Source organism: Pseudomonas syringae pv. cilantro, from assembly GCF_001293775.1.
Taxonomy (GTDB): domain Bacteria; phylum Pseudomonadota; class Gammaproteobacteria; order Pseudomonadales; family Pseudomonadaceae; genus Aquipseudomonas; species Aquipseudomonas syringae_P.
Map to the genome: position 1 here is coordinate 456,401 of NZ_LGLN01000033.1, position 16,017 is coordinate 472,417.

At 58.8% G+C, this 16,017-nt stretch carries 16 protein-coding genes and 3 tRNA genes; 10 read left to right on the plus strand and 9 right to left on the minus strand.

The genetic code is table 11. The features are described 5' to 3' along the window. Positions 1-3: 3 nt before the first annotated feature. The 3 genes from ABJ99_RS09030 to ABJ99_RS09040 form a co-directional block, all read right to left on the minus strand. Positions 4-771, minus strand: coding sequence for a DODA-type extradiol aromatic ring-opening family dioxygenase (locus tag ABJ99_RS09030; protein ID WP_054085528.1), 768 nt, complete (start codon positions 769-771; stop codon positions 4-6). 313 nt (positions 772-1,084) lie between these two features. Beyond that, complete coding sequence (htpX, locus tag ABJ99_RS09035) at positions 1,085-1,972, minus strand: protease HtpX (protein WP_054085529.1); 888 nt, start codon at positions 1,970-1,972, stop codon at positions 1,085-1,087. Positions 1,973-2,238: 266 nt separating this feature from the next. Next, complete coding sequence (locus ABJ99_RS09040) at positions 2,239-3,450, minus strand: pyridoxal phosphate-dependent aminotransferase (protein ID WP_054085787.1); 1,212 nt, start codon at positions 3,448-3,450, stop codon at positions 2,239-2,241. 187 nt (positions 3,451-3,637) lie between these two features. Between ABJ99_RS09040 and msrB the strand changes: the two genes are divergently transcribed. Continuing rightward, a complete protein-coding gene (gene msrB, locus ABJ99_RS09045; protein WP_054085530.1) occupies positions 3,638-4,033 on the plus strand; it encodes a peptide-methionine (R)-S-oxide reductase MsrB in 396 nt (131 codons plus the stop codon). Between the two features lie 111 nt (positions 4,034-4,144). Beyond that, positions 4,145-4,630, plus strand: a complete 486-nt coding sequence (locus ABJ99_RS09050) for a glutathione peroxidase (protein ID WP_054085531.1) — start codon at positions 4,145-4,147, stop codon at positions 4,628-4,630. An 11-nt stretch (positions 4,631-4,641) separates the two neighbouring features. On the opposite strand, the gene ABJ99_RS09055 is transcribed toward ABJ99_RS09050, so the two are convergent. After that, positions 4,642-6,993, minus strand: coding sequence for a hybrid sensor histidine kinase/response regulator (locus ABJ99_RS09055; protein WP_054085532.1), 2,352 nt, complete (start codon positions 6,991-6,993; stop codon positions 4,642-4,644). Positions 6,994-7,082: 89 nt separating this feature from the next. On the opposite strand from ABJ99_RS09055, the gene ABJ99_RS09060 reads away from it, so the two are divergent. Both ABJ99_RS09060 and ABJ99_RS09065 read left to right on the plus strand, forming a co-directional pair. Then, complete coding sequence (locus tag ABJ99_RS09060; protein WP_054085533.1) at positions 7,083-7,973, plus strand: ATP-binding protein; 891 nt, start codon at positions 7,083-7,085, stop codon at positions 7,971-7,973. After that, positions 7,970-8,452 (plus strand): GAF domain-containing protein, encoded by a 483-nt coding sequence (locus ABJ99_RS09065; RefSeq protein ID WP_054085534.1) that lies wholly within the window; start codon positions 7,970-7,972, stop codon positions 8,450-8,452. Before ABJ99_RS09060 ends, ABJ99_RS09065 begins: the two co-directional genes overlap by 4 nt. A 50-nt stretch (positions 8,453-8,502) precedes the next feature. Here ABJ99_RS09065 and ABJ99_RS09070 read toward each other — a convergent pair whose 3' ends face one another. Continuing rightward, positions 8,503-9,261 carry a hypothetical protein gene (locus ABJ99_RS09070; RefSeq protein ID WP_080378081.1) on the minus strand — a complete coding sequence of 253 codons (759 nt, stop codon included), beginning with the start codon at positions 9,259-9,261 and terminating at the stop codon, positions 8,503-8,505. Between the two features lie 326 nt (positions 9,262-9,587). Here ABJ99_RS09070 and ABJ99_RS09075 point away from each other — a divergent pair. From ABJ99_RS09075 to ABJ99_RS09085, 3 genes are all read left to right on the plus strand, one after another. After that, a tRNA-Glu gene (locus ABJ99_RS09075) sits at positions 9,588-9,663 on the plus strand. A 4-nt stretch (positions 9,664-9,667) separates the two neighbouring features. Then, positions 9,668-9,743 (plus strand) — tRNA-Gly (locus tag ABJ99_RS09080). A gap of 120 nt (positions 9,744-9,863) precedes the next feature. Beyond that, positions 9,864-9,939 (plus strand) — tRNA-Gly (locus ABJ99_RS09085). Between the two features lie 93 nt (positions 9,940-10,032). On the opposite strand, the gene ABJ99_RS09090 is transcribed toward ABJ99_RS09085, so the two are convergent. From ABJ99_RS09090 to ABJ99_RS09100, 3 genes are all read right to left on the minus strand, one after another. After that, on the minus strand, positions 10,033-10,458 hold the full coding sequence (locus ABJ99_RS09090) for a cupin domain-containing protein (protein ID WP_054085535.1): 426 nt from the start codon (positions 10,456-10,458) through the stop codon (positions 10,033-10,035). Between the two features lie 152 nt (positions 10,459-10,610). After that, positions 10,611-11,333: a pirin family protein gene (locus ABJ99_RS09095; RefSeq protein ID WP_054085536.1), complete on the minus strand. Its 723-nt coding sequence runs from the start codon at positions 11,331-11,333 to the stop codon at positions 10,611-10,613. A gap of 142 nt (positions 11,334-11,475) precedes the next feature. Continuing rightward, positions 11,476-12,906 (minus strand): mechanosensitive ion channel family protein, encoded by a 1,431-nt coding sequence (locus ABJ99_RS09100; protein ID WP_054085537.1) that lies wholly within the window; start codon positions 12,904-12,906, stop codon positions 11,476-11,478. A gap of 128 nt (positions 12,907-13,034) precedes the next feature. Here ABJ99_RS09100 and ABJ99_RS09105 point away from each other — a divergent pair, with 128 nt between their 5' ends. From ABJ99_RS09105 to ABJ99_RS09115, 3 genes are all read left to right on the plus strand, one after another. Further along, the gene (locus ABJ99_RS09105; protein ID WP_054085538.1) at positions 13,035-13,943 is read left to right on the plus strand and encodes a LysR family transcriptional regulator; all 909 of its coding nucleotides are present in this window, start codon (positions 13,035-13,037) and stop codon (positions 13,941-13,943) included. A 288-nt stretch (positions 13,944-14,231) separates the two neighbouring features. Next, positions 14,232-14,534, plus strand: coding sequence for an Rdx family protein (locus ABJ99_RS09110; protein WP_054085539.1), 303 nt, complete (start codon positions 14,232-14,234; stop codon positions 14,532-14,534). 93 nt (positions 14,535-14,627) lie between these two features. Continuing rightward, on the plus strand, positions 14,628-15,449 hold the full coding sequence (locus ABJ99_RS09115) for a UDP-2,3-diacylglucosamine diphosphatase (protein WP_054085540.1): 822 nt from the start codon (positions 14,628-14,630) through the stop codon (positions 15,447-15,449). A 19-nt stretch (positions 15,450-15,468) separates the two neighbouring features. Here ABJ99_RS09115 and ABJ99_RS09120 read toward each other — a convergent pair whose 3' ends face one another. Then, entirely contained in the window at positions 15,469-15,780 is a 312-nt protein-coding gene (locus ABJ99_RS09120; RefSeq protein WP_054085788.1) for a DUF962 domain-containing protein, read from the minus strand. Between the last annotated feature and the right edge of the window lie 237 nt (positions 15,781-16,017).

The window sequence follows — 16,017 nt, forward strand, 5'->3', positions numbered from 1 at the left end:
GCGTCAATCGAAACGATAGATATCCATCCCGAGTGCGCCCAGGGTGAAGCCCTGATAAGCAATACGGAACGTGCCACCTGCGCCACGCGCGAAATACAGCGGCAGCAGATGCTCGTCAGTTGGATGTGCACGCACGGCATGTGGGGCGAGACTGCGGTAGCGGTGCAGGGCGGCTTCATCGTTGTGTTGCAGCGTGTCGATCATCCAGTCGCGAAACGCGGCAGCCCAAGGCTCGGCGCTTTCCGGCCCGGCGTTCCAGTCCAGATCGCGCAGGTTATGGGTAATGCTGCCAGAGCCGATCATCAACACACCTTGCGCACGCAAACCCGCCAGCGCCCGGCCGACCCGCGTTTGCAGTTCAGGCCCCTGGCGACTGGGCAGTGAAATCTGCACCACCGGAATGTCAGCCTGCGGATACATCAACGACAGCGGCACCCAGACGCCGTGGTCAAAAGGGCGTCTGCTGTCGATGCGCGCAGTCAGGTCGCTGGCAGCCAGCAGCTCGACCACCGTCCGGGTCAGTTCCGGCAGCCCTGGCGCGGGATACTGAATAGCGAGTAGCTCAGGCGAGAATCCGCCGAAGTCATGCCAGGTTTCCGGCTGAGGGTTGCCGTTGACGACAAGCTCGTGGCTTTCCCAGTGGGCCGATACCATCACAATCGCGCGAGGCCTTGGCAGGCTGGCCGCCAGTTGCGCCAGTGCCGGCCCGCTCTCGCCAGGCTCCAGCGCCAGCGTGGGGGACCCGTGGAAAATAAAAAGGCTAGGGAACATCTGGATATAAGCTCCAGGCTGTGGGGATAACCCATAGTCAGTCATTCCCATGATCTAGATCCAATATAAGTTATGGCGCTTTCTGATCGATTTTTCAGATGGTTTGGGAAGGTAAGTGAAGTTTTCGTGCCATGCGCAGCGCTCATCGTTATATGCAGGTCTTGAAGAGTCCGGAAAACGGGGCTGAAACCACGGTCGTTCCCACGAGATTTATGCACAACGCTGCACGCGCAGCATGGGCGGGACTACTAACAAGAGCGCGGGGGGCAATAAAAGCGCGGGGGCGGCAGCCATCCCCCGCTTACCGGCATCATCAACCGCGACGGCGCAGCGCTTCGATGCGTTGTTCCAGCGGCGGGTGGCTCATGAACAGGCCCGCAAGGCCTTTCTTGAGACCGGAGTTGATACCAAACGCCGTCAGGCTGTCAGGCATGTTCACCGGTACGCCCTGTTCGGAGCGCAGGCGTTGCAGTGCGCCAATCATCGCATCGGTACCCGCCAGGCGGGCACCGGCATCGTCAGCGCGGAATTCACGCTTGCGCGAGAACCACATGACGATAGCGCTCGCCAGAAAGCCCAGTACCAGTTCGGCAAAGATCGTCGTGATGTAATAGGCGATGCCCTGACCGTTCTCGCTCTTGAAGATCACCTTGTCGACAAAGTTGCCGATGATGCGGGCAAAGAACATCACGAAGGTGTTCACCACACCCTGCACCAGCGCCAGCGTGACCATGTCACCGTTGGCAACGTGGCCGATTTCGTGCGCCAGTACGGCTTTCACCTCATCCGGCGAAAAACGCTCCAGCAAACCCTGGCTGACCGCAACCAGTGCATCGTTCTTGTTCCAGCCCGTGGCGAACGCGTTGGCCTCGTAGGCCGGAAAGATACCGACTTCCGGCATCTTGTTGCCTGCGTCCCGGGACAATTGTTCAACGGTCTGCAGCAGCCATTGCTCATGACGAGTACGGGGCTGGGTAATGATCTGAGTACCGGTGCTCATCTTCGCCATCCACTTGGAGATGAACAGCGAAATCAGCGAGCCCGCGAAACCGAACACAGCGCAGAAAACCAGCAGCTGATTGAGGTTCAGATCAACCCCGTTGGCCGCCATGAACCCATTGAAGCCAAAAAGGCTCAAGGTGATGCTGGCAATCAGCACGACCGCAAGGTTAGTGGCCAAAAACAGCAAAATGCGCATCATGGTCGAAACGTTCTCCTCAGGTATAAATATGTAACTCGATGCCGGGTATATAAGGTGGTGACCGCTGCTATTCAACACAGGGACTATTTCAAACTGTGTCGTCTTGACGTAATCGATGGTAATACCGACAAGCTGAACGGCAGCTGAGCCAAGGTGTCCGGCCCCTGAAGGCATGTGAGGCACTGGCTCGGGCGATTGAGGCGGGTCTGAAATAAACTGCCCCGAACAGGTCGGGGCAGAGGCGAAGCAATCAAAACCTGGGTTTCTTACTGACGATAACCCTTGAGGAAGTTACCGATCCGGCCGATGGCCTGTTCCAGTTCGTCAACGCGTGGCAGGGTCACCACGCGGAAATGGTCAGGGTAGGGCCAGTTGAACGCCGTGCCTTGCACCACCAGCAGTTTTTCCGAGAGCAGCAGGTCAAGCACGAACTTCTCGTCGTTGAGGATCGGGCAGACTTTCGGGTCGATACGCGGAAACGCGTACAGCGCACCCATCGGCTTCACACAGCTGACGCCGGGAATGTCGTTGAGCAGTTCCCAGGTGCGGTTGCGCTGCTCCAGCAGGCGGCCTGGCGGCAGAATCAGGTCGTTGATGCTCTGGTAGCCGCCCAGCGCGGTCTGGATCGCATGCTGGCTCGGTACGTTGGCGCACAGACGCATGTTGGCCAGAATGTCGATACCTTCGATGTAGCTTTGCGCGTTGTGCTTGGGCCCGGAAATGGCGATCCAGCCGGAACGGAAGCCCGCGACCCGATACGATTTCGACAAGCCGTTGAAGGTCAGGCACAGCAGGTCTGGTGCCAGCGAGGCCGTGCAGATGTGCACCGCGTCGTCGTAAAGAATCTTGTCGTATATCTCGTCGGAGAACACCACCAGATTGTGCTGGCGGGCCAGTTCCAGCATGCCCAGCAAGACTTCCCGCGAATACACCGCGCCGGTCGGGTTGTTCGGGTTGATGATCACCATGGCCTTGGTGTTCGGGGTGATCTTGGCCTTGATGTCTTCCAGGTCGGGCCACCAGTTGGCCTGTTCGTCACACAGATAATGCACCGGGTTGCCACCGGACAAGGCCACTGCGGCGGTCCACAGCGGGTAGTCGGGCGCTGGCACCAGTACTTCATCGCCGTTGTTGAGCAGCGCCTGCATCGACACCACGATCAGTTCGGAAACGCCGTTGCCCAGGTAGATGTCTTCAATGCCGACACCTTCGACCTGCTTCTGCTGGTAATACTGCATGACGGCCTTGCGAGCGCTGAACAGCCCCTTGGAGTCACTGTAACCCTGCGCGGTCGGCAGGTTGCGGATCACATCCTGGAGAATTTCGTCCGGCGCTTCGAAACCAAACGGTGCCGGGTTGCCGATGTTCAGCTTGAGGATGCGGTGACCTTCCTCTTCCAGGCGTTTGGCGTGCTTGAGCACAGGCCCGCGAATGTCGTAGCAGACGTTTGCGAGCTTGTTCGATTTGCTGAACTGCATGGTGATGTTCCCGAAAGTGGAGCGGTTGCCGGCTTGCAACGAGGGTCGCGGCACGCACGCCATGAAAATGGGTTTGTGTGCGACAAACGCGGGTGCCAGACTGACGTCTGACCTGGCGCAATCATACGTGCCACCCGATCTGCGGAAAAGACACAGATCGGGCTTTTTCCGATTCGGAGGTGTACCTGTGGACAAGTTGCAGAAAACGCTCGAAGAGTGGAAGCAGATGCTCGACCCCGAGCAATACAACGTTTGCCGTCTGAAAGGCACCGAGCGGCCGTTTTCCGGCAAGTACAACGACACCAGGACAGCTGGCGTCTATCACTGCATCTGCTGCAATGAGGCTCTGTTCGATTCCACCACCAAGTTCGATTCCGGCTGCGGCTGGCCGAGTTTCTATGCGCCACTGGAAGGCAGCGCGGTGGTCGAAGTGCGCGATGTCAGTCACGGTATGATTCGTACCGAAGTGGTCTGCGCCAGATGTGATGCGCACCTGGGGCATGTGTTTCCCGACGGTCCGCCACCGACCGGTCTGCGTTACTGCATCAATTCGGTGTGCCTGATGCTGGAGCCTCGCGGATAACGCGAACGCGTTCATTCAGCGGTATCAATTCCGGAAATCGGCGTGCGTGCTGTTCAATTGCACGCTAACGTCAAGCGTTCTGACACCGTCACAGCCCCGAGGCATTTGTACATGAGCGAAAACCTGCTGAGCATTCCCGTTACCACGATCAAAGGCGAACAGAAAACCCTCGCCGATTTTGCGGGCAAAGCAGTGCTGGTGGTCAATACGGCGAGCAAATGCGGTTTTACTCCGCAATACAAGGGGCTGGAAAAACTCTGGCAGGACTACAAGGATCAGGGGCTTGTGGTGCTTGGTTTTCCCTGCAATCAGTTTGGCAAGCAGGAGCCGGGCGATGATGGCGCGATTTCCGGTTTTTGCGAGTTGAACTACGGCGTCAGCTTTCCGCTGTTCAAGAAGATCGATGTCAACGGCGATCAGGCCCACCCGCTGTTCGTCCAGCTCAAGCAGCAGGCGCCCGGCTTGCTTGGGACGGAGCGGATCAAGTGGAACTTCACCAAATTCCTGATCGGCAAGGACGGCACGCTGGTCAAGCGTTTTGCACCGTTGACCAAGCCGGAAGAATTGACTGGCGAAATCGAAGCGCTACTGCGCTAGTTTCAGCAGTTTCAGCGCTCTTCGGTGAGCGGAATCCACTGATCGAGAATGCTGACCAGTTCGGCACGCCTGAACGGCTTGGCCAGATAATCGTTCATGCCCGCCGCCTTGCAGCGCTCGCGTTCGTCGGGCATGGCGTTGGCGGTCAGGGCAACAATCGGCAGGTTTGGCCAGCGACCGCTGCTGCGGATCTGCCGACTGGCCTCGTAACCGTCCATGACCGGCATATTGCAGTCCATCAGCACCAGATCGAAGTGGCTGTGTTCCAATTGCTCCAGCGCCTCGCCGCCATGGCTGCTGATCACCACTTCGCAGCCGAGTTTGCCGAGAATGCCCCTGGCCACCAGTTGATTGACCGGATTATCCTCCACCAGCAGCACGCGCGCCTGATGTTGCGTCGCGTGTTCAATGGCCATCGGGTCGCGTGAGCCGGGCTCTTCCTGATTCAGCACCCTTCGCAGGGTGTGGTAGAGCGCGTTACGCGCCAGCGGCCGCGCCTGTTGCTGCAACGGCGCCAGGGCGGCGACCTGCTCGGCAGGCATGAAGTTGCCGTAAGCGGTGACCAGCATAATCGGCACTGGCGTGGTCGGCCGGATCGCGAACAGGCACTCGGGGCAGTCGGTAATCACCAGGTCCGGGCCGCGGTCGAGGTCCAGATCGTCCGGACGGTCGTCGATGCTGCGTCGTTTTAGGTCGACGCCCCAGAAGGGAAGCAGGTTGCCGAGCAGTTCCACCAGGCCGCTGCCTGCCGAGCTTATCACCGTCACCCGGCCCTTGAGCGGCGTCTGGGCGACCGCAGGCAGGTTGATCGGCAAGGGCAGCTCGGCGCAGAACTGGCTGCCAAAGCCGGACTGCGACTGAATGCTCAACTGGCCGTTCATGGCTTCACACAGGTTGTTGGTCAGCGCCAGCCCCAGCCCGGTGCCGCCGTACTGACGGGTGATGGCGGCTTCCGCCTGGGTGAAGGGCTGGAATATTTTCGCCTGAGCGTCCTGCGCGATGCCGATTCCCGTATCGCGCACCTCGATGCGCACCCGGTTTTCCCCGCTTGCGGAATCCAGATGGTGCGTCAGGCGCACGTCCACCCGGCCGAAGCGGGTGAACTTGAGCGCGTTGGACAGCAGGTTGCTGACGATCTGCCGGACCCGGGTCGGGTCGCCGGTGACCGGTGCCGGGAAGTCTGGCGCGATCAGGCAGGTCAGCTCCACACTCGGCGCGGCGTTCTGCGACAACAGGTTGGCGGTGTCCTCGATCAGCGCGCCGAGGTCGAACGGGATGCGTTCGATCTCCAGATGGCCAGCGTCGAACTTGGACATGTCGAGAATATCGTTGAGCAGTTCCACCAGCACTTTGCCCGAATCATGGGCAATCATCAGTTGCTGGCGTTGCTCGGCCCCGAGCGGGCTGTCCAGCGACAGGGCCAGCATGCCCAGCAGGCCATTGAGCGGGGTGCGGATTTCATGGCTCATGTGCGCCAGAAATGCCGAGCGCGCGTGAGCCATGTCCAGCGCGGTACTGCGCGCGATCTGCAGTTCCTCGTTGGACTGGCGCAGGCGCATGTTGCTGGCCTTGAGTTCATTGGTGCGTGCCGAGACGATGTTTTCCAGCTGATTCAGGTGATCGGTCAGGCGGTCCTCCGCCGCGCGCCGCCTGGAAAACTCGGCGCTCATGGTCTCGATCTGACGATTGAACGTGGCGACCAGCACACCGATTTCATCCTGTTCATGGTGTGGCGGGCAGTTGATCCTGGCCTGATCCGGACTGCGCGGATCGCGGCTGCTCAGTTCCCGGATCACCCTGACCAGCGGTTTGGTGAGCGTCGCGTAGAACAGAATGGTCAGAATTCCCGCCAGCGCCAGGCTGCGCACGAAGCCGTTGAGCAGCGTTATTTCCGCGCGTTGCAGGAAATGGCTGCCGAAAGCGAAGGTGTCGACGGTCAGGTACAGTGTGCCGATGGTTTCGTCCGGCAGATGGTCAAGGTGCAGCTGTTCCCGAAACTGTCGGCTTTCCCCGAACAGCCAGTCACTGAACATCCGATAACGGCCGTTGGCCATCGGTCGTTCAACACTGGCGAGCACAGTGTCATTGTTGTCAGTCAGCCTCGCACTCACCACCGCAGGGGAGTGCAGCAGCCCGAGAGTCAGTTCCTGGGCCAGCTCGGCGTCGATGTTATAGGCAATGCGCGAGGCAGGATTCTGGGTGATTTCCAGCAGGGATTTGATTTCGCGATTGATGGAGGCGTCTTCGCTGGCATAATCAAGCGCAATCTGCGCAAAGCTCAGCAAGGTCCCAAGCGCGAAGCCGATCAACACGGCAAGGCGCGCCTGTTTGAACGAAAGCCTGTTTTTGAGCGATATGTCCATGAATACCTACTGCCACTTCGGGTGCACTGTGCCGGCCAAGCATAGCTGATCGGCATCGGTGACCAATCAGTTAAATATAAGGAGATCCCGTGGATTCTCGGTTGGATGCTTTTCTGCAGCGCGCCGATGCGGTGCTGGCCCGTCTGGAGCCTCTGCTACCCGCCATACGCGAGCCGGTCGAGTGGACGCAGGTGCTTGCCGCCCGTTGGGTACGCGAGGGGCGCAGTGGCTATCTGCTGCCGCTGCAGGTCAGTCTGGAGACGCGCCTGACCGATCTGATCGGCGTCGACCTTCAGCGCGATCAGCTAGGCCGCAACACACGCCAGTTCATTGAAGGGCTGCCAGCCAACCATGCGTTGCTCTGGGGTTCGCGCGGCACGGGCAAGTCCTCGTTGATTCGCGCACTGCTGGCCGAGTACGCCCCGGCAGGTCTGCGCCTGATAGAAATCGAGCGTGATCACCTGGGTGACTTGCCCCGCGTGGTCGAGCAACTGCAAAAGCTGCCGCAGCGTTTCGTGCTGTTCTGTGACGATTTGTCGTTCGAATCTGGCGAAGGCGATTATCGCGTACTGAAAAGCGTGCTCGACGGCTCGCTGGAGCAGGCGCCGGACAATCTGCTGTTGTATGCGACCTCCAATCGCCGCCATCTGGTGCCCGAAAAGGAAAGCGACAATGCCAACTGGGCGCACGTTGACGGCGAATTACACCCCAGTGAAGCGGTGGAAGACAAGATTGCCCTGTCCGACCGGTTCGGCCTGTGGCTGTCGTTCTACCCGTTCACGCAGGACCACTACCTGAATGTGGTCGAGCACTGGATCACCCAACTGGCGCACAAGGCCGGGTTGCAGTGGCAGCGCGACGAACAACTGGAAAAGGCCGCGATTCGCTGGGCCACCGCGCGGGGCAATCGCAATGGCCGCTGCGCTTATCAATTTGCGCGTTATTGGGTAGGACTTGAATTGTTGGAGCAACACACATGATTGATTTGCAAAATACCGGCAGTGGACTGGATGGCTATGGCCTGCTGGTGGCGCAACTTGAGGCTCTGCTCGCCGATGAGCGCGACTTTATCGCCAATGCCGCACAGTTTTCGGCGTTCCTGTACACCCAGATCGAGGATTTGAACTGGGCGGGCTTTTACCTCAATCGCAATGAAGAACTGGTGCTCGGGCCGTTTCAGGGGCAGATCGCCTGCGTACGCATTCCCTTTGGCCGCGGCGTCTGCGGGGCAGCGGCGCAAAGTCGGCAAACCCAGCGTGTCCAGGACGTGCACGAATTTCCCGGACACATCGCGTGCGACAGCGCATCGAACAGTGAGTTGGTGGTGCCGCTGGTCAAGGATGGGCGTCTGATCGGCGTGCTGGACCTGGACAGTCCAAGCGTGGGGCGTTTCAAGGAAGTGGATCAGGTAGGGATCGAACGTCTGGCCGCCATCTTTCTGGCCACGACCGACTGCTGAGCCGGTCGGTCGCTGCCCGTTTCAATGAACGGGCAGCGGCGGGGCGGTCATCAATCGTAGATGACCTTCTTCTTCCATTCCGACTCGGTGTCGTCCTGTTTCAGGCCTTCGGTCAACGCGTTGTCGTCGTCTTCGGTCGGCGCGGTGTTGGTCAAGACCACCGAGTTGGCGCGGGCCAGTTGCTTTTCCATGGCCAGCAGTTGCTGCTGATAGGTGACCGGGTCCGGCTGGTTGCGCAAGTACTGCACGCCGCGCTCGAACGCCAGACGCGCCTGACCCGGCTGATCCTGAGCAAGCGCAGTCTGGCCAAGGTTGTTGAAGAACTCGATGTGCAGGTTGACCAGAATGGTGCGGATTTCACGAATCCAGTGCTTCGCTTCGCTGGTCTGCAGAAAACCGTCGTGCGCAGCCCGCGTGACCTGACCGTGCAGGGCTTCGAGCAGAAAACGAACGTCCTTGGCCTTGGCTTCGGTCTGGATCGGCGTCACCGGGTTGGGTATCTCGATGCCTTCACCTTTGGCAATCTGTTCTTCCAGTTCGCCGATGCGGTGTTTGAGCTGGGCGTTGCCTTTTTCCATGTTCAGCATGCGCTGCACAACGTTGAGCTCCAGGCGAGTCAATAGCAGCTTCAACGCTGGCGACATCAACTGGCCCGGGAAGACCTCGGTGATCTCGCTGCAGCGACGCAGTCGATCACTCAGTTCAACCTTGGTGCGGGCCTTTTCCAGTTTGCCGTTTTCAGCGACGTGATTCAGGTAGCCGATCGCAATGAGCAGTGCGATGCCTGCTACTACCATCAGCGTGATCATGAGTGGAGTCACTGTGCAAACCTCATTTGTGCAATTAGTTTTAATGCGAGTGTAGTGGCTAAGCACTACTGCGCATAGATGTCCCTTTCGGAGGTTGTCGGCATCTCTTCTATATAGATGAGGGCAGATCAGGCAACTGAAGGATATTGCTCAGGCGGACGAGCGGTCAGCTGCCGTCGGTCAGCGTCTGAACGGCAGCGAAGTTATTGATTTCAATAAATTTTCAGAATGGGGTTGACGACCCCTCAAACCATCCATAGAATGCGCGCCACTTACAGCGTAAAGCACACAGCGTAGCGCAAATAAGTAGTGAATGTTGTACGTGTGTCCCCTTCGTCTAGTGGCCTAGGACACCGCCCTTTCACGGCGGTAACAGGGGTTCGAGTCCCCTAGGGGACGCCATTTTGCGGGAATAGCTCAGTTGGTAGAGCACGACCTTGCCAAGGTCGGGGTCGCGAGTTCGAGTCTCGTTTCCCGCTCCATTTTTAAGCAATCTTGCTCACGGGCAGGGTTGAGTGAAACCAGCACACATCTTCGGATGGCGTCTGGAACTGAAATACACACCATGTGTTTCAGGCTGTGTCCCCTTCGTCTAGTGGCNTGCGGGAATAGCTCAGTTGGTAGAGCACGACCTTGCCAAGGTCGGGGTCGCGAGTTCGAGTCTCGTTTCCCGCTCCATATTCACAAAAACGCCGCTCACTAGAGCGGCGTTTTTGTTTGTGCGTTTTGAACAACATGCACCCACAAGACTGTCCCAGCTGAGCATTCTGCTCAGCTCTGCCTGGAAGCTAATACCTCGTCGAGCGCCGGCAGCAAGGTCACGCTTTCCTGCTCATCAGGATCGGTGCGCGCAACCAGAGCTGTGGCTGCATGCTTGTTGCTGCGGTTGTAAGGCACATGCGGCATGCCTGCCGGGATGTAAAAGAAGTCGCCTTCTTCTACGACAGCATGTTTTTCCAGCGACTCACCATACCAGCAGCCAGTAGCCCCGCTCAGTGCATAAATAGCGGTTTCGTGTTCCTGATGCTTGTGTGCCTTGCCTTTGCCTCCGGGCGGGATCGTCAGCAGCTGCATGTGAATATGACGAGCGCCTGCGCTTTGGGCTGAAATGCCGACTTGATAATCCAGCCCTTGCTTGCCTTGAGAGGTACGGGCGGGCTTCAGAAGAACACAATCACGTTGTCGATCATTGCGCATGTTTTCACCTCACCTGATGTCCGATCAAACAGCCAGGATGCTCGCGGCCGGTTCAGGGCCGCTAACAAGGGCGGTTCGGCGGAGCGTGGATCAGGCCGTAGCACTGATCAAGTGAAAGAAACGCTAAGTCTTTCTGATGCCATTGCCATGCATCAAGGCATCTGCGGCCTTTCATTGGGCCGCATGTCAAACACCAGCACTTCTGCATCGACCCCGTCTTTCAGGCTGATCAACTGTTCGCTGCGCACGCGCACACCGTCGCCTTCGCGCAGTTGCTCGCCATTCAGCATCACGCTGCCACGGGCGACATGCACGTAGGCATAGCGATTGGCGGCCAACTCAAGTGTGGCGGTTTCATCGCCATCGAACAGACCGGCGTACACACGCGCATCCTGGCGAACCTTGAGCGAACCGTCTTCACCTTCAGGTGAGATGATCAGTTGCAGGCGACCGCGTTTCTGTTCAGCGCTAAAGTGCTCCTGCTGATAGCGTGGCTCTGCGCCTGCAACATTCGGCACGATCCAGATTTGCAGGAAATGCACACCTTCGGTTTGCGAGTGGTTGAACTCGCTGTGTGCCACGCCGCTGCCGGCGCTCATCAACTGCACGTCACCTGGGCGTATCACCGAGCCGGTGCCCAGTGTGTCCTTGTGTTCCAGCGCGCCTTCCAGCACGTAGGAAAATATTTCCATATCGCGGTGCGGGTGCTGGCCGAACCCTTTACCCGCAGTCACGCGGTCGTCATTGATGACTAGCAGATCGGAAAAGCCCTGTTCCTGCGGATTGCGGTAGCTGGCAAAGGAAAAGGTATGAAAGGATTTCAGCCAGCCATGATCTGCTGCGCCGCGATCGGAAGCTTTGCGAAGAGTCAGCATGATTCTTTCTCCATCAGATATCGACGCTGCACATTCAGCAATCGATCAAGTGAGATCAAGATTACTGGTTATCCAGTGGTGCAATAAGTAGCTGAAAGATGAATAACTGTCTCGCTGCGGTTGACAGTACGAGGCGGTTATTTCAGCGATTCTGCAGCCAGCCTAGAAATCCGCCTTTCTTCACTTGAGGCGCCCGGGCCAACAGGGTCGATTCAGCATTTTTCTGGCGCAATGCCAGAAGCTTGTGAAGCGCCGTGTTGACCTGGGTGGACTGGGCCAGGCAATCACGTGCCAGATTTTTTTCGATGCGGTAGACGAGGCTGGACGTCAGTGCGGTAAAGCATGCCTGCGAGGGGGTGTTATCAAGAATGCCCTGTTCGCCCAGGATCTCGCCCGGCCCCATGCGGCCCGCTTCGATGCGTCGTACGCCGTCGGCGATTACGACGCTGATCACACCGGCAGCGATCACCAGCAGGCCGTCGGGCATTGCATCAAGATCCAGTAATACCTGCCCGGCCGAGTAGCGTTGCGCGGTCATGTTCTGCGCCAGATGATCGCGTTCTTCCGGGCTCAGCGAGCCAAATACTTTCATGTTTTCGAGCAACGCACGCGCCTTGGAAAAAGGCGCGCCATTCGATTCGGGCTGGCGGATAATGTTCGCGGCTTCCAGATGCCGATAGGCCAGGTCGAACAGTTGGTTGCGCACTTCACTTTTAGTGGTCAGGTCGGCAATGAATCCGCTGGCCACGTATTCGGACATGGTTTCTCCAGACGCCTGAAGCAGCGCTTTCGGCGCTGGCGTCGGCAGCAGGCTGGCGCAGCCTTGCAGGGCTCGCTCAAGCGCGTCGAGGACCCGACGCGGGCGGATATGGTTGGGCACCTGAATGCTGATCGACACGCCGTACATATGAGCAGGGCGGCTAAGGTTGACGATCCTGGCTTTGGCTGCGACCGAATTGGGCACAACGGCGGTACTTCCAGAGGCCGTAAGCAGATGCGTGGCGCGCCAGTCGATGTCCACCACTTTTCCCTCGACGCCATCGATCGACACCCAGTCGTCGACCCGATAAGGCTTGGTGGTGTTCAGCACAATCCCGGAAAACACGTCGCTCAACGTGCTTTGCAAGGCCAGGCCGACGATGATCGCAACCGCTCCCGATGTCACCAGCAAACCTCGGACGGGCAGCTCCAGCACATAACCTGCGGCCGCCACCACGCCAATCAAGAATACCAACGCGCCGATCACGTCCTGTAACAGGTGCCCGCCCTGGCGCCCGAGGCGTGGCATCAAGGCCAGGCCGATCAGCCCGGTGAGCACGCGCGCGGCATACATCCACCAGGCAATCGCCAGGGCCGTGGTGCCCAATTGCATGACGCTGTCATCTGGCCAGGTCGGAGCCTGCAGCGGGCTGATCCCGGCGTTGGCGATCACTGTGCTGAACGCCAGAAACAGCGCCAGACGCACTGCTACGCGAATGATCTGCAGCCGTGTCGGCGTGGCATGCCAGGCCGCTGCGTCCGCCAGCAACAACACGGCGCCCCACACGAGAGGATGGCTCGACAACAGTGACATCGACAGCTCCTGGGTTTGAGGGTGAGTAACCGGCCTGACAACTGGCGTCTGCCAGCCACCCGCATTGATACTGTGTCAGATATTTCAAAAAACGCTATAAAGCCTTTAATTGTCAGCCGGTCGCGATCATGAACCCTTTTGAAGACATGCGTATTTTTTGCCAGGTCATGGAATCCGGCAGCTTCACAGCGGCGTCCGATAAACTCGGGCTGTCCAAGCAGTTCGTCAGTCGTCGTCTGATGCAACTGGAGGAACGGCTGGGTGTGCGTTTGCTCAATCGCTCGACTCGGCGTCTGGATGTCACCCCGCTGGGCCAGAGCTATTACGAATCGGCCTTGCGCCTGCTGGCCGAAATCGAACAGGTCGAGCAGGGCATTACCGGGCAGAGCAGTGAACCGCGTGGCACGTTGCGTCTGAGTGCGCCGTTATCGTTCGCCGTTGCTCATCTGGGCTGCCTGCTGCCGCAGTTCTTGCAGCGCTACCGGGATGTCGCGGTGGAAGTCGACCTGAGCGACCGGCCGGTGGACGTTATCAGCGAGGGCTACGATCTGGCGCTGCGCATCGGTGTGCTGGAAGACTCCAGCCTGATCGCGCGCCGTATCGCTTCAATCGATCGGGTCTATTGCGCCAGCCCCGGCTATCTCGCCGCGCGCGGTACGCCGCAAACGCCTGACGACCTGCACCAGCACGATTGCCTGCCCTATGGTCACAGCCGTCAGGTGCAGTGGCGTTTTCAGGGTGCGGGCAAAGTGTCGAGCCTGAGTGTCAGCGGGCGAATGCGGGTCAATAACGGCGAGTTGCTCAGAGATGCCGCGGTCGCCGGGCTGGGGATCACCTACCTGCCGACGTTCATCGTCGGTGCAGCCCTGCGCAACGGCAGTCTGGTCCGCGTGCTGGACGACCGGCGGCCCGAGCCGGTGACGCTGTCGGCGGTGTACCCGCAACACCGCCAGGCGTCACGACTGGTGCAAGTGTTCATCGAGTTTCTGCGCGAGCGTCTGGATTCGGCTGTCGAGCGGGATGACCGCCAAGGATGATCGGCGCGTCTCATACTATCCTTATTGCGTCTGGCAAACGCCGCTTTGCCCACACCGGCAAGCACTGCGTCGTTCTGCGGCGTATGCACTCGGCCGCACAGTACATTGCGTTAGTGATGTTGCTGCGCGACAGGCCCTAAGTTAATTATAAAAAATATGCATTATTAAATTGCCTGATAATTAAAGTTCTATGCGAAGACATTCTGTACCGGGCAGGGCATCATCAACGCTCGTTGATTCGCCATATGATGGGTATCATGTTCGTCTGTATTTGCTGGAGGGGCATCCATGCCTGCCGAAAAACCTGAAGTCATCATTACCTATTGCATTCAGTGTCAGTGGCTGCTGCGCGCGGCCTGGCTGGCCCAGGAACTGTTGAGCACCTTCAGTGACGATCTGGGCAAGGTGTCCCTGCAACCTGGCACTGGCGGCGCGTTTCGCATTACCTGCGACGGCGTACAGATCTGGGAGCGCAAAGCAGACGGCGGCTTTCCCGAGGCCAAGGTACTCAAGCAGCGGGTCCGTGACCAGATTGACCCGGCGCGTGATCTGGGCCACAACGACCGACCCGCACCCGCTGGCCCGCAGTAATACGAGGCGATTGTCACGACATCGCCACGCGCGTGTCACATTCAGTTAACCGGCATGCACCACTCTCTTCAAAACCATGCCGGAGGTCGTCCCATGAGCAGCGCTCAGCTCGCCACACCCAGTCGCAAACAACGTGTGCGGACCTTGTGGATTTCCGACGTCCACCTCGGCACGCGTGATTGCCAGGCTGAGCACTTGTCTGCATTCCTCAAGCGCTACCAGGCGGACAAGGTGTACCTGGTCGGCGACATCATCGACGGCTGGAAACTGCGCGGCGGCATGTACTGGCCGCAAGCGCACACCAACGTGATTCGCCGCCTGCTGACGATGAGCAAACGTGGCACCGAAGTGATTTACGTCACCGGCAATCACGACGAATTTCTGCGCCGTTACTCGAAACTGGTGCTGGGTAATATCCAACTGGTGGACGAAGCCGAACACATGACGGCCGATGGCCGTCGTCTGCTGGTCATTCACGGCGACCAGTTCGACGTGATTACCCGCTATCACCGCTGGCTGGCCTTTCTCGGCGACTCGGCCTACGAGTTCACCCTGACCCTCAATCGCTGGCTGAACCACTGGCGCGCCAGGTACGGCTATGGCTACTGGTCGCTGTCTGCGTATCTGAAATACAAGGTCAAGAGTGCGGTGAACTTCATCAGCGACTTCGAGGAAGCCATCGTCCACGAATGCGTGAAGCGCGGGCTGGACGGCGTGGTATGCGGGCACATCCATCACGCAGAAATCCGTCAGGTGGGCGGGGTGGAATACCTCAATTGCGGCGACTGGGTTGAATCCTGCACCGCCCTGATCGAACACCTGGACGGCAACATCGAACTGTTCCGCCTGGCCGATGCGCATGTAAAGGCGCAACAGGTGGTGGTGCAGGAGCCTGTCAGCGAGCCGGTTGCCTGAGCATTGGAAAAGCGCTCCTTTAAAAAGGGACCTTGCCCAACAACATGTCACGGTACATGACGAAATCACCGAGCAGGCTGTAAAACGGATGCTTGAACGTGGCCGGCCGGTTTTTCTCGAAGAAGAAATGCCCGGCCCAGGCAAACCCGTAGCCCGCAACCGGCAACCACCACAACAACCCCCAGCGGCCACTGCCCACACCAAACGCCAACAAAAAGATCACCAGCGACGTACCGACAAAATGCAAGCGCCGACTGGTGCTACTGCTGTGCTCGGCAAGATAGAAAGAATAAAACTCGGCAAAGCTTGAGAAACGCTTGATCGTATCCACGGCGGGCACCCTCGTGTTGGTTCTTGTTGTTATACACAAGTCCTGATGAGCCACAAAATACGGCTATGACTCGTGCCCACTCCGTGAACATGCATTCGTGAGGCTCTGCGTAACACAGCAACTGCGGCACGGTGTTATGCCTTGCCCGCAATCACTGCACATAAAAGAAAGCGCTCTTTTATCACGATGGCACTGACGCCGCTGATTGCGACGTAAGTGACAGGACGAAGGAACCCG

What these genes read in the sequence shown, in the direction of transcription:
- ABJ99_RS09030 (WP_054085528.1), bottom strand. Translation starts at nt 771, where the DNA reads ATGTTCCCTAGCCTTTTTATTTTCCACGGGTCCCCCACGCTGGCGCTG.
- htpX (WP_054085529.1), bottom strand. Translation starts at nt 1,972, where the DNA reads ATGATGCGCATTTTGCTGTTTTTGGCCACTAACCTTGCGGTCGTGCTG.
- ABJ99_RS09040 (WP_054085787.1), bottom strand. Translation starts at nt 3,450, where the DNA reads ATGCAGTTCAGCAAATCGAACAAGCTCGCAAACGTCTGCTACGACATT.
- ABJ99_RS09050 (WP_054085531.1), top strand. Translation starts at nt 4,145, where the DNA reads ATGAGCGAAAACCTGCTGAGCATTCCCGTTACCACGATCAAAGGCGAA.
- ABJ99_RS09055 (WP_054085532.1), bottom strand. Translation starts at nt 6,993, where the DNA reads ATGGACATATCGCTCAAAAACAGGCTTTCGTTCAAACAGGCGCGCCTT.
- ABJ99_RS09065 (WP_054085534.1), top strand. Translation starts at nt 7,970, where the DNA reads ATGATTGATTTGCAAAATACCGGCAGTGGACTGGATGGCTATGGCCTG.
- ABJ99_RS09070 (WP_080378081.1), bottom strand. Translation starts at nt 9,261, where the DNA reads ATGATCACGCTGATGGTAGTAGCAGGCATCGCACTGCTCATTGCGATC.
- ABJ99_RS09090 (WP_054085535.1), bottom strand. Translation starts at nt 10,458, where the DNA reads ATGCGCAATGATCGACAACGTGATTGTGTTCTTCTGAAGCCCGCCCGT.
- ABJ99_RS09095 (WP_054085536.1), bottom strand. Translation starts at nt 11,333, where the DNA reads ATGCTGACTCTTCGCAAAGCTTCCGATCGCGGCGCAGCAGATCATGGC.
- ABJ99_RS09100 (WP_054085537.1), bottom strand. Translation starts at nt 12,906, where the DNA reads ATGTCACTGTTGTCGAGCCATCCTCTCGTGTGGGGCGCCGTGTTGTTG.
- ABJ99_RS09105 (WP_054085538.1), top strand. Translation starts at nt 13,035, where the DNA reads ATGAACCCTTTTGAAGACATGCGTATTTTTTGCCAGGTCATGGAATCC.
- ABJ99_RS09110 (WP_054085539.1), top strand. Translation starts at nt 14,232, where the DNA reads ATGCCTGCCGAAAAACCTGAAGTCATCATTACCTATTGCATTCAGTGT.
- ABJ99_RS09115 (WP_054085540.1), top strand. Translation starts at nt 14,628, where the DNA reads ATGAGCAGCGCTCAGCTCGCCACACCCAGTCGCAAACAACGTGTGCGG.